Annotated in this window: 24 protein-coding genes and 1 other RNA gene; 14 read left to right on the top strand and 11 right to left on the bottom strand. The window is 70.1% G+C overall.

Going from position 1 to position 25,662, the window contains the following annotated elements; translation table 11 throughout:
* Positions 1-60: 60 nt before the first annotated feature.
* Positions 61-1,650, bottom strand: coding sequence for an alpha/beta hydrolase (locus J4E04_RS07975; protein ID WP_490150318.1), 1,590 nt, complete (start codon positions 1,648-1,650; stop codon positions 61-63).
* 134 nt (positions 1,651-1,784) lie between these two features.
* Here J4E04_RS07975 and panB point away from each other — a divergent pair, with 134 nt between their 5' ends.
* From panB to J4E04_RS07955, 4 genes are all read left to right on the top strand, one after another.
* Positions 1,785-2,621 (top strand): 3-methyl-2-oxobutanoate hydroxymethyltransferase, encoded by an 837-nt coding sequence (gene panB / locus J4E04_RS07970; RefSeq protein WP_027505787.1) that lies wholly within the window; start codon positions 1,785-1,787, stop codon positions 2,619-2,621.
* Positions 2,622-2,690: 69 nt separating this feature from the next.
* Positions 2,691-3,104, top strand: coding sequence for a hypothetical protein (locus J4E04_RS07965; RefSeq protein WP_308115559.1), 414 nt, complete (start codon positions 2,691-2,693; stop codon positions 3,102-3,104).
* Between the two features lie 2 nt (positions 3,105-3,106).
* Positions 3,107-4,072 (top strand): prolyl aminopeptidase, encoded by a 966-nt coding sequence (gene pip / locus J4E04_RS07960; RefSeq protein ID WP_027505785.1) that lies wholly within the window; start codon positions 3,107-3,109, stop codon positions 4,070-4,072.
* A 39-nt stretch (positions 4,073-4,111) separates the two neighbouring features.
* Positions 4,112-5,647 carry a CYTH and CHAD domain-containing protein gene (locus tag J4E04_RS07955; RefSeq protein WP_490150317.1) on the top strand — a complete coding sequence of 512 codons (1,536 nt, stop codon included), beginning with the start codon at positions 4,112-4,114 and terminating at the stop codon, positions 5,645-5,647.
* A gap of 66 nt (positions 5,648-5,713) precedes the next feature.
* On the opposite strand, the gene J4E04_RS07950 is transcribed toward J4E04_RS07955, so the two are convergent.
* The 3 genes from J4E04_RS07950 to rnpB form a co-directional block, all read right to left on the bottom strand.
* Positions 5,714-7,129: an RNB domain-containing ribonuclease gene (locus J4E04_RS07950; protein WP_328812619.1), complete on the bottom strand. Its 1,416-nt coding sequence runs from the start codon at positions 7,127-7,129 to the stop codon at positions 5,714-5,716.
* A gap of 16 nt (positions 7,130-7,145) precedes the next feature.
* A complete protein-coding gene (locus tag J4E04_RS07945; RefSeq protein ID WP_056445692.1) occupies positions 7,146-7,331 on the bottom strand; it encodes a hypothetical protein in 186 nt (61 codons plus the stop codon).
* Positions 7,332-7,801: 470 nt separating this feature from the next.
* An RNA gene (rnpB, locus tag J4E04_RS07940) (RNase P RNA component class A) lies at positions 7,802-8,225 on the bottom strand.
* A gap of 174 nt (positions 8,226-8,399) precedes the next feature.
* On the opposite strand from rnpB, the gene J4E04_RS07935 reads away from it, so the two are divergent.
* The gene (locus tag J4E04_RS07935; protein WP_222638389.1) at positions 8,400-8,927 is read left to right on the top strand and encodes a DUF1697 domain-containing protein; all 528 of its coding nucleotides are present in this window, start codon (positions 8,400-8,402) and stop codon (positions 8,925-8,927) included.
* Positions 8,927-10,192, top strand: a complete 1,266-nt coding sequence (locus tag J4E04_RS07930) for an SLC13 family permease (RefSeq protein WP_373425278.1) — start codon at positions 8,927-8,929, stop codon at positions 10,190-10,192. Before J4E04_RS07935 ends, J4E04_RS07930 begins: the two co-directional genes overlap by 1 nt.
* A gap of 71 nt (positions 10,193-10,263) precedes the next feature.
* Here J4E04_RS07930 and J4E04_RS07925 read toward each other — a convergent pair whose 3' ends face one another.
* The 4 genes from J4E04_RS07925 to cobC are packed head-to-tail and all read right to left on the bottom strand — an operon-like array spanning position 10,264 to position 14,345.
* Complete coding sequence (locus J4E04_RS07925) at positions 10,264-11,376, bottom strand: bifunctional RNase H/acid phosphatase (protein WP_490150316.1); 1,113 nt, start codon at positions 11,374-11,376, stop codon at positions 10,264-10,266.
* Positions 11,373-12,110, bottom strand: coding sequence for a zinc ribbon domain-containing protein (locus J4E04_RS07920; RefSeq protein WP_027505779.1), 738 nt, complete (start codon positions 12,108-12,110; stop codon positions 11,373-11,375). The genes J4E04_RS07925 and J4E04_RS07920 overlap by 4 nt, the downstream gene beginning before the upstream one ends.
* Before the next feature lie 13 nt (positions 12,111-12,123).
* Positions 12,124-13,284: a Nif3-like dinuclear metal center hexameric protein gene (locus J4E04_RS07915; RefSeq protein WP_490150315.1), complete on the bottom strand. Its 1,161-nt coding sequence runs from the start codon at positions 13,282-13,284 to the stop codon at positions 12,124-12,126.
* Complete coding sequence (gene cobC, locus J4E04_RS07910) at positions 13,284-14,345, bottom strand: Rv2231c family histidinol phosphate aminotransferase CobC (protein WP_490150314.1); 1,062 nt, start codon at positions 14,343-14,345, stop codon at positions 13,284-13,286. The genes J4E04_RS07915 and cobC overlap by 1 nt, the downstream gene beginning before the upstream one ends.
* A gap of 35 nt (positions 14,346-14,380) precedes the next feature.
* Between cobC and J4E04_RS07905 the strand changes: the two genes are divergently transcribed.
* Genes J4E04_RS07905 through J4E04_RS07895 form a run of 3 tightly spaced genes read left to right on the top strand, consistent with a single transcriptional unit; the run spans position 14,381 to position 16,477 of the window.
* On the top strand, positions 14,381-15,070 hold the full coding sequence (locus J4E04_RS07905) for an HAD-IA family hydrolase (protein WP_027505776.1): 690 nt from the start codon (positions 14,381-14,383) through the stop codon (positions 15,068-15,070).
* The gene (locus tag J4E04_RS07900; protein WP_027505775.1) at positions 15,067-15,525 is read left to right on the top strand and encodes a low molecular weight protein-tyrosine-phosphatase; all 459 of its coding nucleotides are present in this window, start codon (positions 15,067-15,069) and stop codon (positions 15,523-15,525) included. The genes J4E04_RS07905 and J4E04_RS07900 overlap by 4 nt, the downstream gene beginning before the upstream one ends.
* A gap of 37 nt (positions 15,526-15,562) precedes the next feature.
* The gene (locus J4E04_RS07895) at positions 15,563-16,477 is read left to right on the top strand and encodes an SURF1 family cytochrome oxidase biogenesis protein (protein ID WP_490150313.1); all 915 of its coding nucleotides are present in this window, start codon (positions 15,563-15,565) and stop codon (positions 16,475-16,477) included.
* Here J4E04_RS07895 and J4E04_RS07890 read toward each other — a convergent pair.
* Positions 16,406-17,380 (bottom strand): cobalamin biosynthesis protein, encoded by a 975-nt coding sequence (locus J4E04_RS07890; RefSeq protein WP_490150312.1) that lies wholly within the window; start codon positions 17,378-17,380, stop codon positions 16,406-16,408. The two genes, J4E04_RS07895 and J4E04_RS07890, sit on opposite strands and share 72 nt — an antisense overlap.
* Before the next feature lie 70 nt (positions 17,381-17,450).
* On the opposite strand from J4E04_RS07890, the gene J4E04_RS07885 reads away from it, so the two are divergent.
* Together J4E04_RS07885 and J4E04_RS07880 are read left to right on the top strand one after the other, a co-directional pair.
* Positions 17,451-18,146 (top strand): acetoacetate decarboxylase family protein, encoded by a 696-nt coding sequence (locus J4E04_RS07885; RefSeq protein ID WP_490150311.1) that lies wholly within the window; start codon positions 17,451-17,453, stop codon positions 18,144-18,146.
* A 43-nt stretch (positions 18,147-18,189) separates the two neighbouring features.
* Positions 18,190-18,597 carry a PaaI family thioesterase gene (locus J4E04_RS07880; RefSeq protein ID WP_056445720.1) on the top strand — a complete coding sequence of 136 codons (408 nt, stop codon included), beginning with the start codon at positions 18,190-18,192 and terminating at the stop codon, positions 18,595-18,597.
* 182 nt (positions 18,598-18,779) lie between these two features.
* Here J4E04_RS07880 and J4E04_RS07875 read toward each other — a convergent pair whose 3' ends face one another.
* Positions 18,780-20,159 carry an amidase gene (locus J4E04_RS07875; RefSeq protein ID WP_490150310.1) on the bottom strand — a complete coding sequence of 460 codons (1,380 nt, stop codon included), beginning with the start codon at positions 20,157-20,159 and terminating at the stop codon, positions 18,780-18,782.
* A 189-nt stretch (positions 20,160-20,348) separates the two neighbouring features.
* On the opposite strand from J4E04_RS07875, the gene J4E04_RS07870 reads away from it, so the two are divergent.
* Positions 20,349-21,818: an MFS transporter gene (locus tag J4E04_RS07870; RefSeq protein ID WP_490150309.1), complete on the top strand. Its 1,470-nt coding sequence runs from the start codon at positions 20,349-20,351 to the stop codon at positions 21,816-21,818.
* Here the strand turns inward: J4E04_RS07870 and J4E04_RS07865 are convergent.
* On the bottom strand, positions 21,812-22,717 hold the full coding sequence (locus tag J4E04_RS07865) for a LysR family transcriptional regulator (RefSeq protein WP_328812610.1): 906 nt from the start codon (positions 22,715-22,717) through the stop codon (positions 21,812-21,814). The two genes, J4E04_RS07870 and J4E04_RS07865, sit on opposite strands and share 7 nt — an antisense overlap.
* 120 nt (positions 22,718-22,837) lie before the next feature.
* Between J4E04_RS07865 and J4E04_RS07860 the strand changes: the two genes are divergently transcribed.
* Both J4E04_RS07860 and J4E04_RS07855 read left to right on the top strand, forming a co-directional pair.
* Positions 22,838-24,328 carry a CoA-acylating methylmalonate-semialdehyde dehydrogenase gene (locus J4E04_RS07860; protein WP_042575241.1) on the top strand — a complete coding sequence of 497 codons (1,491 nt, stop codon included), beginning with the start codon at positions 22,838-22,840 and terminating at the stop codon, positions 24,326-24,328.
* A gap of 105 nt (positions 24,329-24,433) precedes the next feature.
* Positions 24,434-25,591 carry an iron-containing alcohol dehydrogenase gene (locus tag J4E04_RS07855; protein WP_490150308.1) on the top strand — a complete coding sequence of 386 codons (1,158 nt, stop codon included), beginning with the start codon at positions 24,434-24,436 and terminating at the stop codon, positions 25,589-25,591.
* Positions 25,592-25,662: the final 71 nt, after the last annotated feature.

The following is a 25,662-nucleotide window of genomic DNA, read 5'->3' as shown; positions in this document are numbered from 1 at the left end:
TGAAACCGGTCGCACTTTCTGGACCTCACAGCGCGGTGGCGACGACTGTGAGGTCACGGCTCAGCAGCGCAGACCTGCTGGTGGAGGCGTCAGGTCGACAAGGTAGGCGGACACGGCGTCGTCGATGCAGGCGATCCCGGCGAACGAGGCGGTGTGCTGATTCCCCTCGTAGGTGATCAGCGACGAGCCCAGCTGCGCGGCCAGAGCGACCCCGGCCTCGTACGGGGTTGCGGGATCGTCGGTGGTCGAGACCACCACGGTCGGTGCGAGTCCCGGTATCGAGACCGGCCCCGGGTCGGCCGCCGAGGGGACCGGCCAGAAGGCGCACGGCTCGAGCGGCGCGGTGCCGTTGCCCCGGCCGTCGTCCAGGAACGGCGCGGCGGCGCGGAACCGGGCGTCGAGCGCGCCCTCCTCCGCCCGGTCGGTCACCCGCGGATCGTCGACGCACCGCACGGCGGTGAACGCGTCGTTGGTGTTGCTGTACGTGCCGTCGCTCAGGCGCCCGTTGTAGAGATCGGCGAGCGAGAGCAGGATGTCGCCCTGACCGTTCTCCAGCTGAGTCAGTCCGCGCCGCAACGGTCCCCACAGTTCGGTGCTGTAGAGCGCCTGCTGCACTCCGGTCACGGCGTCGTCGTAGCTCAGCGAGCGGGCACCCTCCGGCCCGGTGAGCTCGGTGCTCGCGGGCCGGTCCACCAACGGATCGACCAGGGCCCGGAAGGAACGCACGGCTCCCGCCGGGTCGGTACCGAGTGGACAGTCGGACCGTCCCGCGCAGTCGGCCGCGAAGGCGTCGAACACCGACTGGAAGCCTGCGCCCTGGGCGACCACCTCGTCGGCCGCGTTCGCAGCGGGGTCGAGAGCGCCGTCGAGCACCATCGCGCGCACGTTCTCGGGGAAGAGTTCGGCGTAGGTGTAGCCCAGCCGCGTCCCGTACGAAAATCCGAGATACGTCAGCTGATCGTCGCCGAGCACCGACCGGACGACGTCCATGTCCCGCGCGACGTCGGCCGACGTGAGGTGTTCGAGCAACACCGGATCGTTGCGCTCGGCGCACCGCGCGGCGTAGTCCTGATTCTCCTTCTCGGTCTCGGCGATTCCGGCGGGCGAGGTGTCCACGTCGTTGTCCGCACGCTCGGCGTCGAACTCCCGCGGAGTGTCGCAGCGCACCGCCGGCACCGACGCACCGATGCCCCGAGGGTCGAATCCGATGACGTCGAACGACGATTCGACGGCGGTACCCCGCGCCACCGTCGCAGTCGAGAGGCCCGACGCGCCGGGTCCGCCGGGGTTGACGAGCATCGAGCCCACCTTCTCCCCCGTCGCCGCCGACCGGGACAACGCCAGTGAGGCGGTGGGCCCGGCCGGATCGTCGTAGTCGATCGGCACGGTCACCCGGCCGCACTGCAGGCTCGGGTCCAACTCGGACCCGTCGGTCACGAATCCCTCGCACGATCCCCACGTGACACGCTGCGCCCGAAAGGCGTCCAGCGTCGACGGCTGATCGGCACGCGTCTCCGTCGTCGTGACGGGCACGGACCCACCCTCGTCGTCGGTGGGAGTGCCGCCGACATCGGAGCCGCACGCCGCGGCCAACACCGCGAGAACCGAGAGGAAGACGGCGAGACGGACGGACGCGCGACGGGAGGACACCTCTCGATGGTGGCACGGCGTGGTGTGTGACCAAGCGCACTCGTGCCGCGGAACCCGGCGGTGGCAGACTGAACGCGTCATCACCTCTACCCGGGGACCCGCCGAGCGGGCCTCGAGGACGAAAGGGACGCTCGATGTCTGCTGCTGAGACCCCGCTGTACGGATCCGCACCCACGGGCCGCAAGACCCGCACCCACCACCTGCAGGCGATGAAGGCCTCCGGCGACCGCTGGAGCATGCTCACCGCCTACGACTACTCGAGCGCGCGCATCTTCGAGGAGGCCGGCATCCCTGTCCTGCTCGTGGGCGACTCGGCCGCCAACGTCGTCTACGGCTACGACACCACGGTGCACATCGACATCGCGGAGCTCATCCCCCTGGTCCGCGGCGTGGTCCGTGGTGCCCCCAACGCACTCGTGGTCGCCGACCTGCCGTTCGGCACCTACGAGATCTCTCCGCAGCAGGCCGTCGAGACCGCAGTCCGCTTCATGCGCGAGGGCCAGGCCAACGCGGTCAAGCTCGAGGGCGGCGAGCGTGTCGCCCCGCAGATCGCCGCCATCACCGCCGCCGGTATCCCCGTGATGGCGCACATCGGCTTCACCCCGCAGAGCGTCAACGGACTCGGTGGTTTTCGCGTGCAGGGCCGCGGCGACGCGTCCGAGCAGCTCGTGGCCGACGCCATCGCCGTCCAGGAGGCCGGCGCCTTCGCCGTCGTCATGGAGATGGTGCCCGCCGATCTCGCCGGCCAGGTGACGCGCAAGCTGACGATCCCCACCGTCGGCATCGGTGCCGGTCCGGAGTGCGACGCCCAGGTTCTCGTCTGGCAGGACATGGCCGGTTTCACCAGCGGTCGCACCGCCAAGTTCGTCAAGCGTTTCGGCGACGTCGGCGACCAGCTGCGCGCCGCGGCGTCGACCTACGCCGCCGAGGTGCGGTCGGGGGCCTTCCCCGCGCAGGAGCACAGCTTCTAGGACTGCGACCCCTGGCGAGCGACGCGGGCGAGCCGGTCGGGGAAGCACCCGGGTGGCACACTCGGGGCCATGATGATGCGACATGGACTCGCCGCGGCGGGTGTTCTGGCAGCAGCGACCGTGACCCTGACGTCGTGCGCAGGCGGGACGGACACCACCACTGCGTCGACGACGGCCGCTCCCACGACGACCACGTCGGCGGCTGCGGCCACCCCGACGGTGTCCGAGGATCAGGCTCAGTCGCTGTGCACCGACCTCGAGGCACAGCTGTCGAACTGGCGCGTGCAGGGCCCGACCGTGGGCCGCGGCGGCCTGAACATCCTGGTGCAGACGTGGGCGGCACGCTATGGACTGAACGCCGCAGTGATCCAGAACCGCGGGATCGTCGACACGGCCGCGACCGACGCGTGCTCCGACGTCCGGAGCCAGGTCGTCGACATCCTCGAGATTCCCGATCTCGCGTCGGGCCTCGTGGGGCTGTGACGATGACGGCGCGCCGGTCCCTCTACCCCGAACTCGACCCGCACGACTCGGGGATGCTCGATGTCGGCGACGGTCAGCACCTCCACTTCGAGGTCAGCGGCAACCCCGACGGCACTCCGGTGGTGTTCGTGCACGGCGGACCGGGCGGCGGCACGGGTCCCGATCAGCGTCGCTACTTCGATCCCGAGGCCTACCGGATCGTGCTGTTCGACCAGCGCGGGTGCGGTCGGTCCACGCCGCACGTCGCCGACGGCGCCGATCTCTCCGTCAACACCACCGGACACTCCATCGCCGACATGGAGGTCCTGCGTGAGCATCTCGGCATCGACACGTGGTCGGTGTTCGGCGGGTCGTGGGGATCGACGTTGTCGCTCGCGTACGCCCAGGCGCACCCGCACCGCGTCACGTCACTGGTGCTGCGCGGCATCTTCCTGCTGCGTGAGTCGGAGATCGACTGGTACTACCGCGGCGGCGCGGGACACCTCTTCCCAGAACTGTGGGAGAAGTTTCTCGCCCCGATCCCGGCGGCGGAGCGCGACGGCGACCCCGTGGAGATCTACCACCGACTCCTTCATTCGTCCGACCCGGAGACCGCGCTGAACGCGGCGGTCGCCTGGTCCACGTGGGAGGGCGCCACCAGCACCCTGCTCCCGAAACCGGAACGCGTGGAGCAGAACTCCGAGGCGCGGTTCGCACTCGCGTTCTCGCGCATCGAGAATCACTACTTCGTGCACCAGGGGTTCCTGGAACAGAATCAGTTGCTGGCGAACATGGACTCCATCGCCCACATCCCCGGTGTCATCGTGCAGGGCCGTTACGACGTGGTGTGCCCGGCCACGAGCGCCTGGGATCTGCATCGATCCTGGCCGTCGTCGACACTCCACATCGTCGACGACGCCGGGCACTCCGCCGCGGAACCGGGAATCATCCATCACCTCGTCGAGGCGACGGACTCCTTCCGCCGCTGACGAACCGGCCGTTCACCTGCAGGTGGTAAAGATGTCACCATGAGTTCAGGTGGTGCGGATGCGCACACGGAGATCGAGGCCAAGTTCGACGTCGGCATGGACACGCCGGTTCCCGAGCTCACGGGGGCGAAGTCGATCGTGTCCGCGTCCGCGCCGGAGCTGACACACCCGGTCTCCACGTACTTCGACACCCCGGATCTCGATCTGGCGCGTCGACGCATCACGGTGCGTCGACGGACCGGAAGCTCCGACGCGGGATGGCACATCAAGATGCCCGTCTCGTCCGACGAGCGTCTCGAGCTGCGGAGCCCGCTGTCCGCGGGCGGCAACACCGCTCGCGTGCCGGCCGAGGTCGCCGATCGTGTGACGGCGCACGTGCGAGGCAAACCGCTCGTGCCCGTCGCGAGCATCGAGACCCGCCGCATCGTCACCGTCGTGGCCACGAAGAGGCACGAGACCGCCGCGGAGCTGTGCGACGACACCGTCACCGCTCGGAACTTGTTGGACGACACCACCGTTCGGTGGCGCGAATGGGAGGTGGAGCTGCTCGACGGTGACCGCCGAACCTTGGAGAAGGTGAGCACGTACCTGCTCTCCCACGGCGCCGACCCCGGCTCCTCACCGTCCAAGCTCGCTCGGGCACTCGGATCCCGCCTGGCGAATCTGCGCACCGGTGATGCCACCCCCGACGGCACCGCCGGGTCCGCGCTGCTCGCCGCCCTGGCCACCGACGTGTCCGCTCTCCTCGCGGCGGATCCGCGCGTGCGGGAGAACGCCGACGACGCGGTGCACGCCATGCGCGTCGCCACGCGGCGGCTGCGCAGCGTGCTGCGGTCCTACCGCGATCTGCTCGACCGACCGTCCGTCGACGCGGTCCGTGGCGAACTGTCCTGGCTCGCCGACATTCTCGGCACCGCTCGTGACGCCGAGGTGCTGGCGGCCCGTTACGACGCGGCGCTCGCGGCGCTGCCGTCAGACGCTGTGCGCGGTCCCGTGGTCGAGACCCTCGTCGGCACCCAGAGGCGGCTGTACACGCTCGCGCACGAGGAGATCGTGCGGGAGTTGAGCGGCGAGCGCTACTTCGCCCTGCTCGACGCGCTCGATGCACTACTGGCAGCACCCACCGTCGGTCCGTCGGACGGCCGCGCGGACAAGGTCTTCCGGAAGGTGCTTCGCGGCCAGTACCGCACGATCGCCCGAGCCGAGGCTCACGCGGCCGCGCTCACCGGCGACGAGCGTGCCGAGGCTCTGCACGACGTGCGCAAGAACGCCAAGAAGCTGCGCTACGCGGCCGAGGCAGCGGCGGGCGCACTCTCGGACGGAGCAGTACGCACGACGGCCGCCGACGTCGCGAAGGCAGCGAAGAAGGTGCAGTCCGTCCTCGGCGACGTCCAGGACAGTGCGGTGTCGCGCGCCACGATCCTGACCGAAGCCGCCTCCGCGGCCGAGCGAGGCGAGGACACCTTCACCTTCGGTGTCCTGTACGCGAACGAGGGACACGACAGCGCGGACGCGCTGGAGCCGCTCCCCCGCGCGTGGACGAAGCTGCGGCGCCGCGCAGCCTCGCTCGGCTGACAACCTGAGCGGCCTACCCGACGACCGGCCTCCGGCCTACCCGACCACCGACGACCGGCCTCCGGCCTACCCGACCGAGAACTCCACTCGCCGGGTCGCGACGTCCACCGGCCCCACCCGCACGGTGACGGTCGTGCCCTCGGCCGGGTCTCCCGAACACCGGCCGACGACGGTGTACTCGGGAACGAAGACCTCGGCGGGCCGCTTGTCGGTTCGTCCGCGCAGCACGACCGCCGAGACGGTGTCGCCGACGCGGTCCGCCAGCACCCTGGCCTCGACGAGGTCGATACACGCACGGTCCACCTTCGACGCCAGCGAATCGCTGCGCCGCATCGCGTCGGGCAGCTCTGCGAACTCGGCGAGCACCCAGTCGGGGACAGCGGTTCCGGCACAGTGAGCGAGACACACCTCGGTGGCGTACCTGTCGACGCGCCGACGTAGCGGCGCGGTGACGTGGGCGTACGGGCCACCGATCCCGGAATGGTCCGGCTCCTCGGGTGTCTCACCGTCGAAGGCGACGTACGCGGCACCGCGCAACAGCGTGGTCGCCTCGGTCATCACGGCGAGAGTCGTGGGAGCCGCCGGGTCCAGGCCGGCGAGAACCTGGCCGGGCGAGGCACCGGTCGGCCACTGCAGGCCCAGTGCCCGCACCACCGCCCGCAGTGCCTCGACGTCCGACGCGCCCGGCGGCGGGAGAGTGCGCAGGATGCCGACCTTCGCCTCGAGCATGATCGCGGCGGCGCACATTCCGGTGAGCAGGGACATCTCGGCGTTCCACGCGTCGGCCTCGGTGCGCGGCGCGATCTCGAGGCGCCATCCGCCGCGGTCGGAACCGTCGGCGACGACCTCCTGTTCGGGCAGCGCGAGCTCGATGGCTCCGCGCTCGACCGCGAGGGCCCGCCGCGCCCGACCGAGATCCTGCAGCGCCGTCAGCGACGGATGCACGGTCCCGGAGTCGACGGCCGACTGCACCTCGGCGTAGGTGAACCGTTGCCGTGAGCGCACCGTCGCGGGCTCGACGTGCCAGGACGTCGCCGTCCCCGCGGGGTCGGTGTCGATGGTCCACAGCGCGGCCGGCCGTACCCGGTCCGGCAGGAGGGACGACGCGTCCTCGGACATCTGCCGAGGGTGCAGCGGCACGCTGTCGTCCGGGAGGTAGAGCGTCTGTCCACGGCGGCGCACCTCCTCGTCCAGCACGCTTCCCGGCGCGACGACCGCACCGACGTCGGCGATGGCGTAGTACAGGCGGAAACCCGCGTCGGTGCGGTGGACGACGAGTGCCTGGTCCAGATCCATCGACCCGGGCGGGTCGATGGTCACGAACTCGAGGTCGGTCGCGTCGCGCCGCGTCGGACGAGAGTCCGCCACCGGGACCGCGTCGGGCGGGTACCCGGTCGGCAGGTCGAACTCGGCGCGCACGGCCGAGAAGTCGACTCCGTCGACCCGAGGCGCAACGGCCCGCCTCGATACCGACGCGGTCACGAGCGCGCCGATGCGGTCACGAAGACCAGGTGTCGTCGGCGTCGTCCGCGGCCTTGTTGCGCTCCGCGGCGATCTCGAGGGCGCGCTCGGCGGTGGCCTTGTCTGGGTAGGGGCCCATGCGGTCCATCGCACCGGCCTCCTTACCCTGCACGACAGCCTTGTCGCTGATGCGGAAGTACCACTGATCGTCGTCGTCACTCATGATCGACAGTGTGCCCCAGATCTGCCCCGACGGAACAGACTTCGCGTTCTGCGGCCCCGTGATTCACGGTCGGCGACGCGCCGACCGCACACACCGCGGGACCTGCGGCCGCGTTACACTTCTCGCATGTCCGGGTACACACGCCGGACCGGAGCCGGACCACGCACCCGATAGGAGTACGACATGTCGACCCTTCTCTTCGATCAACTGTTGCCGCTGATGGGCCATGACGCCGCGACGTACTGGGCCACCCTGCTGGTGGTCGACCCCATCTGATCCACTCTGCTCACGAACGGCTCCGCCCTCATCGAGGACGGGGCCTTTCGTCGTTCAGGAGGACTCGATACGTGGCGGCGGGCCGACGCTTCCCGTAGTTTCCTACCGCCGGCCCGCCGATACTCACTGTAGAGGACATCGAACGTATGTTCTAGTCCGCCCTCCGACGCAGCGGTCCGTGCTGGTCGTGTGCGCGGACGAGTCGGCGTGTAAGCCGGATCCTGTCCCCGGGACGAATCCCGGGTGGCGACCATCCATCTGGGCACACCGTCGCCGGGTACCTCGAGCGATCAACCCGCAGGCTCGGGCGAGCAGCCCTCGGACACCTGCGCAGACGCACCACCGCGAACGGCGGTGCGACCTTCGATCTTGCTCCGGGCGGGGTTTACCGAGCCACCCCGGTCACCCGGGGTGCTGGTGCGCTCTTACCGCACCGTTTCACCCTGACCGACCGATCCGAGGACCGGTCGGCGGTCTCTTCTCTGTGGCACTGTCCCGCGAGTCGCCTCGGGTTGCTGTTGGCAACCGCCCTGCTCTGTGGAGTCCGGACTTTCCTCGGCTCGAAGCTTGACGACGCCGGTCGTCAGTTCTCCGTGCCGCGGCCGCCCGGCCAACTCGTCCGCCCCGTCATGGTAGCCGCTCCGCCACCCCCGTCCCACCCACGCTCCGACCCCCGCGAGTACGTCCGAACCGTCGCTGGGCGAGCCCCGATCACGACAGTTCGGACGTACTCGCGGGGGGTGGGTGTGCCGAGCGGACGGACGGTCGGACCGGGGATCTAGAGTCACGCGCATGACCTTCGTCGTCCTCCTGCGCGGCATCAACGTCGGCGGCATCCGCATCTCCATGGCGGCCCTGCGGTCGTCGCTGGAGGACGCCGGATACACCGCGGTGCGCACCGTTCTCGCGTCGGGCAACGTGGTGCTCACCGCGACGACGCAGGACCCGGCCGTGGTGCGCTCCGACGTGGAGGGCGTCCTGCGGCAGGCCTTCGGCTACGAGGCGTGGGTGGTGGTCGTGACCGTGGAGCAGCTCGCCGAGATCGTCGCCGCATTCCCGTGGGAGACCGACGAGGCGGTACGCCACCCGTACGTGATCTTCTCGACGGACGGTGTGTCCACCACCGATCTCGCGGCGATCGGCGAGACGGCCGACCCCGTCGTCGAGAGGTCGACACTCGGGCCGCATCACGTCCTGTTCTGGGAGGTCGTGCGCGGTGACACCCTGTCCAGTGTCGTCGGCAAGGCCAGTGCGCGCGCGTCCTACAAGTCGACGACGACCACGCGAAACCTCCGCACGCTGCGCAAGATCCTCGCGTGATCACCGATTCCACCGCGCGGACCGTCGTGGCCGCGCTGCTGGTGGCTGCCGTCCTGGTCTTCGCCATCGCTCGCCCTCGCGGACTCCCCGAGGCCACCATCGCCGTTCCGGCCGCGGCACTGGCGATCCTGCTCGGAGTCGTGTCGACGAGCGACGCACTCGAGGAGACGGCGGAGCTCGCCCCCACGGTGGCGTTCCTCGCGGCGATCCTGGCTCTCGCTCACCTCGCCGACGCGCACGGTGTGTTCACGTGGATCGCGTCCGTCCTGCACGCCCGGTCGCGATCCTCCCCCACGCGGCTCCTGATGCTCGTGTTCGTCACCGCGTCCCTCACCACGGCAGTGCTCAGTCTCGACGCGACGGTCGTCCTGCTCACCCCGGTCGTCATCGCCGCCGCCCGCCGCGCCGGGATGTCGCCACGGCCGGCGTCGTATGCCGTGGCACACCTGTCGAACTCGGCCTCCACGCTGCTGCCGGTCTCGAATCTGACCAACCTGCTGGTGTTCTCGGCCACCGGTCTGTCGTTCCTGCACTTCACCGCGCTGATGGCAGCGCCGTGGGTCGTCGCGATCGCGCTCGAGTACGCGGCGTTCCGTTGGTTGTTCCGCGGCGACCTGCGCGAGGTGGAGAACCCGCCGGACGACGACGGTCCGTCCGTGGCGGCGCCGACGCTCGCCCTCGTCGTGATCGGCTGCGCTCTGGTGGGTTTCGCGATCAGTGGGTCGCTCGGCCTCGAACCGGTGTGGGTGGCCGCTGCGGCCGCGATCGTGCTCGCCGTTCCTGCGCTGCGCCGGTCCGAGACGACTCCCGTCGCGATCGTGCGTGCACTCGATCTCTGGTTCTGCGTGTTCGTCTTCGCGCTCGGAGTGGTGGTCGCGGGACTCGCCGGGGGTCCGGTGGGCGAGGCCGTCACCGAGATCCTGCCGACGTCGTCCACGCTGCTCGCGCTCCTGACCGTCGCCGCGGTGGCCGCGGTCGCCTCCAACGTGCTCAACAACCTGCCCGCGACGCTGCTGCTGCTCGCCGCACTGACGTCGACGACAGGCGCTGCACCGGTGGGCGCGCTGCTCGCCATGCTGATCGGCGTCAACCTCGGGCCCAACCTCACCTACGTCGGGTCGCTCGCGATCATGTTGTGGCGCCGCGTGGCTCGCGCGGAGGGCGAGCCGCCGAGCCTGCGCACGTTCACCGTGGTGGGTCTGGTGACCACACCGATCACCGTGGTCGCGGCGACCGTCGCCCTGTGGCTCGCCCTGCAGGTGTAGTGGTCAGGTCCAGAGGAATGACGTGTCGGTTCCTCCATCAGGCCCAGAGGAACGACGTGTCGGTTCCTCCATCAGGCCCAGAGGAAGGACGTGTCGTTCACCAGGCGTACGGAGGCCGCGTCGTCGTCGAACCAGTCGACGATGCTGATGGACGCCAGGTCGAGGTGCATCCGGTAGAGGATCGACGGGCCGACGTCCAGGCCGAGCTGCAGGAGCGTCTTGATGGGCGTCACGTGCGAGACCACGACGATGGTCTTCCCCGCGTACTCGGTCGCGATCTGCTCGCGGACCCGGCGCACCCGTTCGAGGACGGCGTCGAAGCTCTCGCCGCCGGGAGGCGCGACGGACGTGTCGCCCATCCACCGCCGATGCAGCTCGGGATCGCGCTCGGTGGCCTCGAGGAAGGTGAGGCCCTCCCACTCGCCGAAGTCCGTCTCCGTCAGATCCTCGACGACGGTGACGGGGACGTCGATCGCGCGGGAGACGGCCGACGCGGTGTCGAACGCCCGGCCCAGCGGTGAGCTCAGGACGACGTCGACGCCGCCCAGCAGTGCGACACGCTGCGCCGCGGCCGCCGCCTGCGCTCGCCCGAGCTCGGTGAGCTCCGGGTTGCCTCGGCCGGAGTACCGACGATCCACCGACAGGGCGGTCTGGCCGTGCCGCAGCAGGATCGTGCGGGTCGCGGCACCCGAGACGGACTGCCAGGCAGGCCGTTCCGACACCGGCGTCGGCGCGCTCGCGACCTCGGCCGCACCGGTGAGCAGCGCGTCCTCACCGTCCATCGCCTGGTTGGCCAGCCGGTCGGCGTGCGAGTTCTCGGCGCGCGGGATCCACGCGTACTGCACGTCGTCGAACGTGTCCGCGACAGCGGCTGCTCGCGCGCGCAGCGGAATCATGTCCGGGTGCTTGACCTTCCAGCGGCCGGACATCTGCTCGACCACCAGCTTGGAGTCCATCCGCACCGAGACGCGCGAGGCCCCGAGTTCGCGGGCCGCCTCGAGACCGGCGATCAGTCCGCGGTACTCGGCGACGTTGTTCGTCACCACCCCCAGGTGTTCGCGGCGCTCGGCCAACACCGTGGCTCGCGCCGCATCCCACACGACGGCGCCGTAGCCGGCGGGCCCGGGGTTGCCTCGCGATCCCCCGTCGGCCTCCACCAGGACGGAGTCGGGATGGGGACTCACAGACCGGACTCGTTGGTGCGCACCAGGATCGCGTTGCACTCCGAGCACCGCACGACCACGTCGGGCGCGGTGCCGGCGATGCGCGCGATCTCGCCGCGATCCAGCTCGATCCGGCACGCACCGCAGCGCCGACCACGCAGCAGGGCGGCACCGATGCCCGACCTCTCACGCTGCTTCTCGTACATCGCGGACACCTCGGCGGGCAGCTGCGCGGCGAGCTCCTCGCGCTGCGCCGACCGAGTGCGCTCGGCGTTCTCGACGTCGGCGAGCGCGTCGTCGCGTCGACGGGTGGCGTCGACGATCGTGTCCTCGACCTGTGTCAGATTGGCACCGGCGTGCTCGTAGTCGCTCTGCGACGCCTCGCGCTGCTCCATGACCTCGAGCAACTCGTCCTCGAGGATGCCGCGGCGGCGCTCGAGGCTGCCCAGCTCGTGCTGGAGTTCGCTGAGCTGCTTCGCGGGAGCCGCGCCGGAGGCCAGCGCAGCGCGGTCCTTCTCCTCGCGGCGGCGCACGGCGTCGACCTCGCCCTCGAGCTTGCGAATGTCCCGGTCCAGATCGTCGAGCGAGATCTGCACGCCCACGGCTGCGTCCTTGCGGTCGATCCGCTCGCGTTCGAGTGCATCGAGCTCGACCTGCTCGGGAAGAGTGCGTCGACGGTGTGCGAGCTGGGCCAGTTCGGTGTCCATGGCGGCCAGGTCGAGGAGGGAGAGCTGGATCTTCGGGTCGACGTTCACGCGTGTCACGGTACTAGTCCCGCGGGGGACGGACGCCGATGCTCCACGGATCCGTTCTGATCGTCAGTGTCCGGGTGGTCCAGCCGTCGCGATCACCGAACGCGCTGTCCAGCAGGTCGCGCGCCTGGGCGCACCACGGGAACTCCCCCGCCCAGTGCGCGACGTCGATCAGCGCGGGTCCGCCGGCCCGCAGGTGTTCGTCCGCCACGTGGTGTCGCAGGTCGGAGGTCACGTAGGCGTCGACACCCGCTGCGGTGACGGCGCCGAGCATCGAGTCCCCGGAGCCACCGCACACAGCCACCCGCCGGATCGTCGCGTCCGGATCGCCGGCGGCGCGCACTCCCCAGGCAGTGGACGGGAGCCGGCTGCCGACGCGGTCGGCGAAGGCGCGCAACGACATCGGCTCGGCCAGCGTCCCGATCCGGCCCAGCCCGCAGTCGGTCGGCAACCCGGCCGTCTCGACGACGTCGAACGCCACTTCCTCGTAGGGGTGCGCCGAGCGCAGCGCGGTGAGAACGGCCGGGCGTGCAGAGCGCGGAGCGACCATCTCGACACGCCGTTCCTCGACCGACTCGACGGTGCCGACGGTGCCGATCGCCGGCCGCGCGTCGTCGACGGGACGGAACTGGCCGTCGCCCACGACGCTCCAGCTGCACTCGCGGTAGTCGCCGATCGACCCGCCGCCCGCGTCGAACATGGCCTGCCGCACGGCGGGGGCGTCGGCCACCGGGACGTACACACCCCACTTGTCGAGGCCCCCGTCCGACTTCTCGTCGAGCGGGCGCAGATCGGTGAGGCCCAGCAGTGTCGCCAGCGCGTCGGACACTCCGGGCTGCGCCGAGTCCGCGTTGGTGTGGGCGGTGAACAGAGCGCACCCCGCCGTGATCAGGCGATGCACCAACGCGCCCTTGGGCGTGTGGGCACCGACCGTGTCCACGCCGCGCAGCAGCAGCGGGTGGTGCACCACGAGCAGATCGGCACCGGCGGTGATCGCCTCGTCCACGACGGCGGCCGTGGCGTCGACGGCGAACATCACGGTGGTCACGGAGTTCGCGGGATCGCCGCACACCAGACCGACCGAGTCCCAGCTCTCGGCGAGCCGGGGCGGGTACGCCGCGTCGAGCACGTCGATGATCTCGGCCAGGGTGGGCGCTGCGGTTCCCGTCGATGCCATCACTCGACCCTAGGTGTGCCCATCTCGCGCACCACGTCACCCCACGCGTCGGCGAGTCGGTCGACGGAGTCCGCGCCCCGCACCGCGATCCGCAGGTGATCCGGGCCGAGGCCGGGAAAGGTGTCGCCTCGGCGGACCGCGATGCCGCGGTCCCGCAACGCGGCCCGGATCGCTGCGCCGTTCTCCGCGCGGACGAGCACGAACGACGCCGTCGCCGGTGCCGTCACCTCCACCCCGAGTACGCGGAGCCGTTCGACGAGGTACTGCCGCTCGCGGGCGAGCACGAGCGCGTCGGCGTCCACGGACGCGACGGCGTCGGGTTCGCAGCACGCCTCGATCGCGGCCAGTTGCAGGGTGCCCAGCGGCCAGTGGGGTCGGCCCCGGTTCAGTGTGGCGAGGACGTCCGGCGCTCCGAGCGCGTACCCGCACCGCAGCCCCGCGAGGGCGAACGACTTGGTGAGGCTGCGCAGCACCACAACGTCGGGACGAGACTGCGACGCCAGGGACTCGGGCTCGCCGGGCACGGTGTCGGCGAATGCCTCGTCCACGACGAGCACGCGTCCCTCCGCCCGGAGTGCGAGCACGTCCGCGCGGGGATGGCCGACCGACGTCGGGTTGGTGGGATTGCCCAGCACCACCAGGTCGGCGTCGTGCGGAACGGCGGCGTCGACGAGCCGGTACGGCGCGGGCAGGACAACCCGATGCACCGGGACGTCGGCACTGCGCAGGGCGAACTCCGGCTCGGTGAAGGACGGGTGGACGACCGCGGCGAGGCGCGGGCGCAGCCGAGGCAGCATCGCGAATCCTTCGGCCGCTCCGGCGAGCAACAGCACCTCGTCCGGAGATCGACCGTGGCGCAACGCCACTCGGTCACGAACCCGCCGGTCCTCGGCCTCGGACGGATACGCCGCGAGTCGGTCGACCGCCTCGATCAGTCTGCGCCGCAACCACTCGGGGGGCCGGGACCCACGAACGTTCACCGCGAAGTCGAGCATGCCCGCCTCGACCTCCACGTCGCCGTGGTGGCGAAGCAGCGGATCGATACGGGCGTCGCCTGTCACTCGGGTGACTGTAGGCGCTCCATATACTGACCCCCATGTCCACCACAGCCGTCGACCTCGTCCTCTTCGACCTCGACGGCACCCTCACCGATTCCGCACCCGGCATCCTCGCCGGTTTCGATCACGCGCTCGCGACGGTGGGGAGCCCGCCGCCCGGCGACGACGTCCGGGCGCACGTCATCGGTCCGCCGATGATCGACACGTTCCGGTCCCTCGGTCTCGACGAGGACAGGGTCGAGCGCGCCCGCGCCGCCTACACGGAGTACTACGACAGCCGCGGCTGGTCCGAGAACCGGGTGTACGAGGGCATCGTCGACGTGCTGGACGCGCTCGTGGCCGCCGGTGTCCCGATGGCGGTCGCGACGTCGAAGAACGAACGATTCGCACGGCGCATTCTCGAACACTTCGGCCTGGCCGACTACTTCCGCTTCATCGCGGGCGCCAGCGACGACGGCAGCCGCCGGTCCAAGGCGGACGTCGTCGCGCGCGCACTCGAGCAGGTGGGGCGCCCGGCTCGGTCCACGGCCGAGGGCGGTACCGCGTCGGTGGTGATGGTCGGCGACCGCGACCACGACGTGTTCGGCGCCGGGCACTGGGGCATCCCCGTCGTCCTGGTCCGGTGGGGATATGGATTCGAGTCCGAGCACGACGCGGCCTCGTGGTCCGTCGGATCGGCGGCGGAACTCACCACGTTGCTCTCCTCGCTCACGACGGACGCGGCATGACGGTGCACGTGACCTTCGTCTGCACGGGCAACATCTGTCGGTCGCCGATGGCCGAGAAGATCGTGACGCAGGCCCTCGCGGATGCCGGGATGGACGACCGGGTGCGCGTCACCAGCGCCGGCACGGGCGACTGGCACGTCGGCGACGCCGCCGACCCGCGCGCCGCTGCCGAGCTGGAGTCGCACGGCTACCCGTCGGCCCATCGCGCCCGCACCGTCGATGCCGAGATCCTGGGTGCGGACCTCGTCGTCGCGCTGGATCGAACTCACGAGCGCGACCTCCGTCGCCTCGGCGTCCCCGCGGACCGGCTGGCACTGCTGCGCTCGTTCGACCCGGACGCCGATTCCGACTCGGTGGCCGATCCGTACTATGGCGACGACGGCGACTTCCGGACGGTGCGCGAGCAGATCGAGGCGGCCGTCCCCGGTCTACTCGAGGCCCTCACGCAGCACTGACACCCCCGTCGCGACGCGACGACTACGCTGTGTAGTCGTGCGCCGACTGTCGTTCCTTCTCCGTCCCGGGTGGTTGGCACTCGCGGCTGTCGTCATCCTCTTCGCGTACCTCTGCTTCTCCGTTCTCGCGCCCTGGCAACTGGGCAAGAACACCACCACGTCGGCGCGGAACGAGCAGATCAGCCGCTCCTTCGACGCGGAACCGGTCGATGCTGCCGACCTGTTGACCGAGCAGGTCGTCGCCCCCGAGGACGACTGGCGACGGGTCGTGGTCACCGGGACGTACGACGCCGACAGCGATGTGGTGGTCCGCCTGCGCAGCGTCGACGACACCCCGGCCTTCGAGGTCCTCACCCCGTTCGTCACCGACGCCGGGCCCACGATCCTGGTGAACCGCGGCTACGTGCTGCCCACCACGGGTATCGACGTCCCGACCTTCGATCCCCCGCCGGCCGGCACCGTCACGCTGGAGGGCCGCCTGCGCGTCTCGGAACCGTCGGTTCCGGACAAGCCCGCCGTCGCCGGTCCCGGGGTCCCGCAGGTCTACACGATCACGCCCGCCCAGGTCGGTGAGTTGACCGGCACCGATCCGGTCGACGGGTACGTGCAGCTCGCCGACGCGCAGCCCGGCGGTCTCGGTGTTCTCGCGCTGCCGCAGCTCGACGCCGGGCCTTACCTGTCCTACGGGTTGCAGTGGCTGGCGTTCGGCATCATGGCTCCGCTGGGTCTGGCGTACTTCGTGCGCGCCGAGATCAAGGAACGGCGGCGTGGCAACGCCGAGTCGAGTGACGATCTCGAACCGAGCAACGATCTCGAGCCCACCGCCGCTCCCGACGAGTACGACGACGGACTGGACGCGCTGCTGAAGCCGCGGCGAGGCCTACGAAGGAAGTCGGCGCCCGCGGCCGAGTCGACGACGCTGCTGACCGATCGCTACGGCAAGAAGCGCTGACACCGCCGCGGCGCTCGCCTGCACCGCGGCCGACAGGCGCACCGCACGCCGCAGATCGTTCGTCGTGGGGACGCTTCCCCGGCCCAGGACGGGCCGCTGTTCGACACCGTGCGCGTAGGCCGTCTCGCCGCCGAGCCGTACTCCGAGGGCGCCCGCGGCAGTCGACTCGGTCACTCCGGCATTCGGGCTCGGATGGTCGGACGCGCTCGCGCGCCACGCGGCCAGGGCGTCCCGCGGCGTCCCACCCACCGTCGGCGCCGATGCTGCCGTGAGGAGTCCGGTGAGTCGGGCGGGGATCAGGTTGACCACGTCGTCGAGCCGGGCGGCACACCATCCGAACCGTTCGTAGCGCGGCGAGTGGTAGCCGATCATCGCGTCGAGGGTGTTGACCGCGCGGTAGCCGACAGCGCCGGGAGCCCCTGCCACCGCGGCCCAGAAGAGCACGCCCGTCGTCGCGTCCGACGTGTTCTCGGCCACCGATTCGAGCGCCGCCCGCGCCGCGCCCGCGTCGTCCAGCAGAGCGGGATCACGCCCGCAGAGCGACGGCAGAATCGCCCGCGCGGCCGGAAGATCGTTGGCGTCGAGGGCGTCGGCCAGCGCGAGACCCGTGCGGGCCAGCGTCGTTCCGCCGAGACACGCCCAGACCGCGGCGGCCGTCAGCGTCGCTCGCGGAACCGGGTGATCGCGCACGAGTCGATCCGCCGCGGCCGTCGCGCCGACGGCTCCACCGACGAGCAGTGCGGTGTGGACGGTTCCGGCGAGTCGGTCGTCCCGGTACGTCCGCGTCTCGAGGGCGGCGGCGAGAGATCCGAAGGCGGCCACGGGATGACGGCGTCGTGGATCCCCCAGCATCAGGTCGGCGAGGTATCCGGACACGATTCCGACGGCGGGTGCGGTGATCATCGTCTGCGATCCTATCCGCCGCGTCATGGTCAGATAGTCGGACGTCCACGTATTCGGCTACCCTGTGCGCATGACGGAGTCGACGCGGACGCAGGACTGGCACACCGGCGCGGACGGCGAGCTGTATCCGCCGGAGCCCTGGTACCTCGGCGGCACCCTGCTGGTGTCGGTCTACCGCGTTCCCGTCCACGAGCTCCCGCAGGACGTGGTGTCCGCCGTGTCCGACGCCGATGCCCGGCTGGTGACGGTCGGCGGGCACGCTGTCGTCTCCGCGGCCTTCGTGCGCTATACCTCGGGCGGCGTCCTGTCCTACGACGAGTTGATCGGCTCGGTACTCGTCCGGCGCGGCCTCACCGTCATGGCCACCATCCCGCACATCTGGGTCGACAGTCCGCAGTCCCGCACCGGTGGGCGCGAACTGTGGTCCATACCGAAGCATCTGGGCGAATTCCGCCGCGAGACGAGCGGGCCGCGTGTCACCGCGTCGATGACGTTCGACGGTGCCCCCGTCGCGGCGCTCGACGCGCGGGTCGGGCGCCGACTCACACCGGGCACGCCGCGCATTCCGCTCACCACCGCACAGCACCTCGGCGGTCGCACCGTCGTGTCCCGCAACACGATCTACGCGACCACCCGCGCGCTGTCGACGACGTGGACGTTCGCATCGGACGGTCCGCTGGGTCACCTGCACGGACGCACGCCGACCGTGAGCGTGACACTCGCCGACGCCTCCATCGTGTTCGGTGGACACGTCGACCGACGCTGAGCTCGTTGGGGTTGACTGTGGGTCCGCCTACACAGGAGACCCCATGACCGACCTACAGAACTTCGCCGACACCGTCTTCACCGCCGCAGCCGGGCTGCAGGTCACCACGGCCACCGGCACCGAGGTACGCGGACACATCGATCTGACGAGCGATCATCACACCCCGTGGGGCGTCGTGCACGGCGGCGTCTACGCCTCGGCCGTCGAATCGGCCGCGAGTATCGGTGCGAGCGTGGCGGTCTCGGACCGCGGACAGTTCGCCGTCGGCGTCCACAACGGAACGGACTTCCTCCGGTCGATGACCGAGGGGCGGGTCGACGTGGTCGCCACCCCGCTGCAACAGGGTCGGGTACAGCAGCTCTGGCAGGTGATCATCACCAGCGCCGACTCAGGTAAGGAGATCGCCCGCGGTCAGGTGCGACTGCAGAACGTGGCGAACCCGAACGCCTGACTAGAAGCTCCAGCCGCGGAACAGGTAGCTGATGCGGATCAGGATGTCGACGAGCCCTGCGGACATGTGTTCCTCCGACGTTCGTGCCTGTCAGCGGGCTCGGGTCGCCCCCTGTCCCAGAACACTAGGCACCCGCCGGCCCGTCGGGGGTCGCAACACGGAGAACGGGCGACGTTCTCGTGTCAGTCGGCGAGGGAACGCCACGGTGCCGCGCCCTCGATCTCGAAGGCCACCTCGAGCAGCGTTCGCTCGTCGCCCTGCACACCGGAGAACATGACCCCCACCGGCAGTCCGGCGCTCGAGCGCCCCAGCGGCAGCGACATCGCCGGCGCTCCCGCCACGTTGTGCAGCGGAGTGAACGCGGCGTAGGACGTGAGCCTCTCGAGGTACTCGTCGAACGGCACGTGCGGCGACAGATGCCCCAGCCGCGGCGTGGTGTGCCCGAGCACCGGGGACAGCACCAGGTCGACGCTCGCGAACATCGAGGCGTAGTCGGCACCGGCCCTGCGCAGTCGACGCACCACCGACGGCAATCGGTACCGCGTACGACGGAAGCGGTCCGCGAGTCCCACGGTGAGCGTGTCGAAGTCGCGTTCCGTGCGGCCCTCGAGACGCGGCGTCGTCTTCTGCAGAACGTAGGCGAGGAACGACCAGTACTCGACGAAGTCCTCGGGAAAGCGTGGGTCGATCGGCACGGTGGTCATCTCGTCCACCGTGTGACCGAGGCGATCGAGGAGCGCGGCGGCGTCGTCCAGCGCGGCGAGCGTCTCGACGTCGGTGGGGCCGCCCGCGGGCGACTGCCGGATCACACCGACCCGCAGTCGCCGCGCCGACGGGCCCGTCACGGTGCCGATCGGTCGCAGGCGTCGTGCACTCGCGTGATCGGCCGCTGCCCAGAACGCGGCGGTGTCACGGACACTGCGCGTCAGCACGCCCTCGGAGACGATCGCGACGGGCAGCAGCTTCTCCAGCGCCGGCAGCACGAACCTGCCGCGCGACGGCTTGAGGCCCACGAGCCCCGTGCAGGCCGCTGGGATCCGGATCGAGCCGCCGCCGTCGTTGCCGTGTGCGAGGGGAACCGCCCCCGCCGCCACCAGCGCCGCGGATCCGCCCGAGGACGCGCCCGTCGAGTACTCGGTGTTCCAGGGGTTCCGGGTGGGCGGCCGGGTCGGGAACTCGGTCGACGCGCTGAGACCGAACTCCGGCAGCGTCGTCTTGGCCATGACACCGAACCCCATCGAGAGCATCTCGCGGGCCACGGGACCGTGCCGGTCCGCGGGACGAGCACGGATGATCTCGGAGCCCTGGCCCGTCGGCAGCCCTCGGACGTCGCTGTTGTCCTTGATCAGCGTCGGCACACCCGCGAACGGCCCCGCCTGGTCGCCGACGACGGGAGTCGTCAGTGGTGGCCCCACCAGCGCGTCCAACTCGGCCATCTTCTCGATGCGCGAGAGTGCCGCCGACGCGAGTTCCGCGGCGGAGACCTCGCGCCGGCGCACTCGCAGCGCGAGCCCCACCGCGTCGTCGCGCCCCAACGCATCGTCCGTGAACGCATGTGTCATCGAAGATCCCCCTCGTTTCCGTCACCGGCGAAGCGGTGATTGCGTGCGCGTCCCGCGGGGAACGCTGCACCCCGTGCGCCGCGCTCCGTGGTGCACGCAACTCTAGAGAATGCGGCCACGACCGGTCCGAGACTCACGTCTTCACCGAATACGGTCGTCAGTTCCTGTCCTGTGCGAAAGGTTTCTCGGGTGTCCACCACTTCCACCTCGGCCGACAACGCGGCCCCCGCGGTCTCCCGACGCGCCTGGCAGTCGTTGATCGTCCTGCTCATGGGCATGTTCATCGCCCTGCTCGACACGACCATCGTCAACGTCGCGCTCCCCACCATCCGCACGAGCCTCGACGCGTCCGAGGCCACCCTGTCCTGGATCATCTCCGGATACGCGCTCGCGTTCGGCCTGGCACTGATCCCGGCGGGTCGGGTGGGCGACCGCATCGGCCACAAGTGGGTGTTCTTCACCGGACTCGCCCTCTTCACGATGGCCAGCCTCGCGTGTGGACTCGCGCAGAACGATCTGCAGCTCGTCGCGGCGCGCATCGTGCAGGGACTCGCGGGCGGCATCTTCGTCCCCGCCGTCACCGCCTACATCCAGTTGCTGTTCCCGCCGCAGATGCGGGGCAAGGCCTTCGCCATCATGGGCGCCGTCATCGGCGTCTCGTCCGCACTGGGCCCCATCATCGGCGGTCTGATCATCGAGGCCGCCGGCAGCGAGAGCGGGTGGCGGTTGGTCTTCTGGGTCAACCTGCCGTTCGGACTCATCGGCTTGATCCTGGCCGCGAAGATCTTGCCGACCCGCTCCGGGATCGACTCCCCCGACGCCCCCGCGCGCGGTATCGACTGGGTGGGTCTCGCACTCGTCACGGCAGGTCTCGTCGCGATCCTGGTCCCCCTCATCGAGGGCCAGGACACCGGATGGCCGACCTGGACGTATGTGACACTCGGCGCCGGCATCGTGCTCATCGGGCTGTTCGGCGCGTGGGAGGTGCGCTACTCGCGTGCCGGCCGCACCCCTCTTGTCCCGCCGCGACTGTTCACCCGGCCCGCGTTCACCGGCGGGGTCATTCTCGCCCTCGTCTACTTCGCTGCCTTCACGTCGATCTTCTTCACCATCTCGATCTTGTGGCAGACCGGTCTCGGCAACTCGGCGCTCGCCTCGGGCGTGGTGTCGATCCCGTTCGCGATCGGCAGCATCATCTCGTCGTCGCAGTCCAACAGGCTGGCCGAACGTCTCGGCCGTAACGTCCTGGTGCTCGGTACGGCCCTCGTCACCCTGGGACTCGTGTGGGCCTGGTTGGTCCTGCTGTTCACCGATGCGTCGGCCCTGACCAACTGGAAGCTGCTGCTGCCCCTGTTCATCGCAGGCCTGGGCAACGGCGCCTTCATCGCTCCCAATGCGCAGTTCATCGTCGCGACGGTCGATCGGCCCGACGCGGGCGCCGCCAGCGGTGTCATCTCGACGATGCAGCGGGTCGGCAGCGCGATCGGCATCGCCATCATCGGCAGCGTCCTCTTCGGCTCGCTGAACGTCATGGGCCCCGGTGAGGACGCCGTCGCGACGGCGTTCACCGACAGCGCGGCGCACGCCATGGGAGTCAGCGCCGGATTCGCCGTGCTCGCGTTCGTCCTGGTCTTCGCACTACCGCGACGGGCTCACTGATCGTCCGCATCCGGTGCCAGCAGGTGCACGTCGTCGGCGACGATCGATCGCAGTAGTTCGTCGACGGCCTTCACCCGCGCCAGTCGCGTGAGGTCGCGAGGCATCGCGGTCCAGTAGTCGCGTCGCACGGCGAACTCGTCGGGCAACACACAGACCAGCTGGTCGTCCGGCTCGCCGATGTAGTTGGGCAACGGTGCGATCCCGAGCCCGTGGCGGGCCGCGAGCCAGTGCCCGGTGATGTTGTTGGTCTGGAACTGCGGTCGACCGTCGAGGTGCATGGCGTCGAGGATGCGCAGCGGCACCACGTCCAACAGCGCGTCGACGTACCAGATGAGGACGTGCCGACGCAGGTCGTCGAGGCTCTCCAGTGCGGGCGCGGCGCGGAGGTAGGACGGTGACGCGTACAGCTTGAGCTCGTACGACGCCAGCTTCCGCGATGACATGAATCGCGGTGACGGCCGCTCCAGGCTCACGGCGACGTCGAAGCCGCGGGTGCTCAGCGCGTCGTGCTCCGTGGCGGTGACCAGCTCGACGTCGAGTCGGGGGTGGTCCCGGCGCAGCCGCGTCAGCTGCGGCGTGAGCACGAAGGCACCGAAACCGTCCGGGGCGGCGATCCGCACGGAGCCGGTCAGCGATCCCACGGACGTCGTCTGGTCCTCGAACGCCGCGATCAGCGTCGACTCCACCGTCTCCGCGTAGCCCACGAGGCGCCGCCCCGCCTCCGTCAGCCGCCAGCCCGACGGCGTGCGATCGAAGAGTCGATGGCCCGCCGCCTTCTCCAGACTGGTGATGCGGCGGCCCACCGTCGTGTGGTCGACACCCAGCACTCGCGAGGCGTCGTTGAGGCGCCCGTGGCGCGAGACCTCCAGGAAGAAGCGGAGGTGATCGGCGGAGAACATGCCGTGAGCGTACCCACCACGTGCAGATCTGCACGCGAGAGTGCGCCTTTGGCCTTTGACAGACGCAATTCTGCTAGGGAGACTCAGGTCACAGGCCAGCACTCGACCGAAGGAATCTCCGTGAACACGATCACGCACTGGGTGGACGGCAAGCCGTTCGCCGGCACCTCCGACAAGACCTCCCCCGTCACCAACCCGGCCACCGGTCAGGTCACCGGCGAGCTCGCTCTCGCCACCGTCGAGGATGCCCGCGTCGTCATCGACTCGGCCACCGCCGCCTTCCCCGCCTGGCGCGACACCTCGCTGTCCAAGCGCACCGCGATCCTCTTCAACTTCCGCGAACTGCTCAACGCGAAGAAGGGCGAACTCGCCGAGATCATCACCGCCGAGCACGGCAAGGTCCTCTCCGACGCGCTCGGCGAGATCAGCCGCGGCCAGGAAGTCGTCGAATTCGCCTGCGGTATCCCGCATCTGCTCAAGGGCGGCTTCACCGAGAACGCCTCCACCGGAGTCGACGTCTTCTCCCTGCGCCAGCCGCTCGGACCCGTCGGCATCATCAGCCCGTTCAACTTCCCGGCCATGGTGCCGATGTGGTTCTTCCCCATCGCCATCGCCGCCGGCAACACCGTCGTGCTCAAGCCGTCCGAGAAGGACCCGACGGCGAGCATCTGGATCGCCGAGCTGTGGAAGGAAGCGGGCCTGCCCGACGGCGTCTTCAACGTTCTCCAGGGTGACAAGACGGCCGTCGACGAGCTGCTCGAGAACCGCAACATCAAGTCCATCAGCTTCGTCGGCTCCACCCCCATCGCGCAGTACGTCTACGCCACGGGCACCTCGCACGGCAAGCGCGTCCAGGCCCTCGGCGGCGCCAAGAACCACGCCATCGTGCTCCCCGATGCCGACCTCGACCTCGCTGCCGACGCCATGGTCAACGCCGGCTTCGGCTCCGCCGGTGAGCGCTGCATGGCCATCTCCGCCCTCGTCGCGGTCGGCGACATCGCAGACGAGCTGGTCGCCAAGATCGCCGAGCGCACCACCCCGCTCAAGACCGGCGACGGCACCCGCGGCGCAGACATGGGCCCACTGGTGACCAAGGCGCACCGCGACAAGGTCGCCTCCTACGTCGACGCGGGCGAGGAGTCCGGCGCCACCATCGTCGTCGACGGCCGCACCGTGAAGGCCGACGGCGGAGACGAGGGCTTCTGGCTCGGACCCACCCTCATCGACCACGTCACCCCCGAGATGAGCATCTACACCGACGAGATCTTCGGACCGGTGCTCTCCGTCGTCCGCGTCGACACGTACGACGAGGCGCTGCAGCTGATCAACGACAACCCCTACGGCAACGGCACCGCCATCTTCACCAACGACGGTGGCGCCGCCCGACGCTTCCAGAACGAGGTCGAGGTCGGCATGATCGGCATCAACGTGCCGATCCCGGTTCCCATGGCGTACTACAGCTTCGGTGGCTGGAAGAACAGCCTCTTCGGCGACACCCACGCCCACGGCACCGAGGGCGTGCACTTCTTCACCCGCGCCAAGGCCGTCACCTCCCGCTGGCTCGACCCGAGCCACGGCGGCATCAACCTCGGATTCCCCGAGAACGACTAGTCAGGTCCACGCCGCGCCGCATCGTCTCTCCGCAGTTCGGGAGGCGGTGCGGCATCGGCATTTCCGCTTCACGCACGCCCGACCACGAGAAGGAGCACGACGACGATGTCGACATCCATTTCCTTTCCCCGCTTCCTGCGTATGGGACCCGGCGCCGTCGAGGACCTCGGCCAGGTACTCGACGACCTCGGAGTCGAGCGCCCCCTCCTCGTGACCGACAAGTTCATTGTCAGCACGGGTGCAGCGGACCGCGTCATGGGCATCATCGCGGCCGCCGGCAAGACCGGCGCGCTGTTCGCCGAGACGGTTCCCGACCCCACCACCGACTCCCTCACCGCCGGGGTCGCCGCCGTCGCAGCGCACGACGCGGACGCCGTCATCGGCTTCGGCGGCGGGAGCCCCATGGACACCGCGAAGGCACTGTCGGTGCTGAGCAAGGGCGGCGGCGTCATGCGCGACTACAAGGCACCCGGCCCGTACACCGGACCGGCGCTGCCCATCATCGCCATCCCGACCACGGCCGGAAGCGGTTCGGAAGCAACGCAGTTCACCGTCATCACCGACAGCGAGTCGGACGAGAAGATGCTGTGCCCCGGCCTGTCCTTCCTCCCCATCGCCTCCGTCGTCGACCCCGAACTCACGATGTCCATGCCGCCACGCCTCACCGCGGACACCGGTGTCGACGCGTTGACCCACGCCATCGAGGCGTACGTCAGCAAGAAGGCGAACCCGATCTCCGATGCGTTGGCCCTCAACGCCATGCGCACCATCGGACGGTTCCTCGTACGCGCGTACACCGACGGGGACGACGCCGAGGCGCGCGCCGCGATGATGGCCGCGTCCACCCAGGCCGGGATGGCGTTCTCCAACGCCAGCGTGTGTCTGGTGCACGGCATGAGCCGACCCATCGGTGGCCACTTCCATGTCGCACACGGCTTGTCGAATGCGATGCTGCTCCCCGCGATCACCGCGTTCTCCATCCCCGGCGCCCCCGAGCGGTACGCCGAGTGCGGTCGGCAACTCGGTGCCGCGCATGAAGGCGACAGCGACGACGTAGCTTCGGCAGCACTGGTCAGCTACATCGAGAAGCTCTGCGCAACAGTCGAAGTGCCGTCCCCGAGCGCGCACGGTCTCGATGCGGACAAGTGGGAGAAGCTCGTCCCGTTGATGGCGGAGCAGGCACTTGCCTCGGGCTCGCCGAACAACAACCCGGTGGTCCCCACGGCGCAGCAGATCGAGGAGCTGTACCGACAGGTGTTCTGACCGGTCGGCGCCGCCCCGTCGCGCTCCCCCGCGCGCACCGCCCGGTGCTCCGCGCACGCTGTGCGCAGCGC

The organism is Rhodococcus sp. NFXS4 (assembly GCF_058139645.1).
This window is presented reverse-complemented; position numbering and strand designations above follow the sequence as displayed.

Bases quoted from the DNA above. Each gene is read 5' to 3' on its own strand.
- J4E04_RS07915 (WP_490150315.1), bottom strand. From the start codon at position 13,284: ATGGCATCGACGGGAACCGCAGCGCCCACCCTGGCCGAGATCATCGAC.
- J4E04_RS07875 (WP_490150310.1), bottom strand. From the start codon at position 20,159: ATGACACATGCGTTCACGGACGATGCGTTGGGGCGCGACGACGCGGTG.
- J4E04_RS07900 (WP_027505775.1), top strand. From the start codon at position 15,067: ATGACGGTGCACGTGACCTTCGTCTGCACGGGCAACATCTGTCGGTCG.
- panB (WP_027505787.1), top strand. From the start codon at position 1,785: ATGTCTGCTGCTGAGACCCCGCTGTACGGATCCGCACCCACGGGCCGC.
- pip (WP_027505785.1), top strand. From the start codon at position 3,107: ATGACGGCGCGCCGGTCCCTCTACCCCGAACTCGACCCGCACGACTCG.
- J4E04_RS07935 (WP_222638389.1), top strand. From the start codon at position 8,400: ATGACCTTCGTCGTCCTCCTGCGCGGCATCAACGTCGGCGGCATCCGC.
- J4E04_RS07855 (WP_490150308.1), top strand. From the start codon at position 24,434: ATGTCGACATCCATTTCCTTTCCCCGCTTCCTGCGTATGGGACCCGGC.
- J4E04_RS07965 (WP_308115559.1), top strand. From the start codon at position 2,691: ATGATGATGCGACATGGACTCGCCGCGGCGGGTGTTCTGGCAGCAGCG.
- J4E04_RS07890 (WP_490150312.1), bottom strand. From the start codon at position 17,380: ATGATCACCGCACCCGCCGTCGGAATCGTGTCCGGATACCTCGCCGAC.
- J4E04_RS07865 (WP_328812610.1), bottom strand. From the start codon at position 22,717: ATGTTCTCCGCCGATCACCTCCGCTTCTTCCTGGAGGTCTCGCGCCAC.
- J4E04_RS07885 (WP_490150311.1), top strand. From the start codon at position 17,451: ATGACGGAGTCGACGCGGACGCAGGACTGGCACACCGGCGCGGACGGC.
- J4E04_RS07905 (WP_027505776.1), top strand. From the start codon at position 14,381: ATGTCCACCACAGCCGTCGACCTCGTCCTCTTCGACCTCGACGGCACC.
- J4E04_RS07880 (WP_056445720.1), top strand. From the start codon at position 18,190: ATGACCGACCTACAGAACTTCGCCGACACCGTCTTCACCGCCGCAGCC.
- J4E04_RS07945 (WP_056445692.1), bottom strand. From the start codon at position 7,331: ATGAGTGACGACGACGATCAGTGGTACTTCCGCATCAGCGACAAGGCT.
- J4E04_RS07955 (WP_490150317.1), top strand. From the start codon at position 4,112: ATGAGTTCAGGTGGTGCGGATGCGCACACGGAGATCGAGGCCAAGTTC.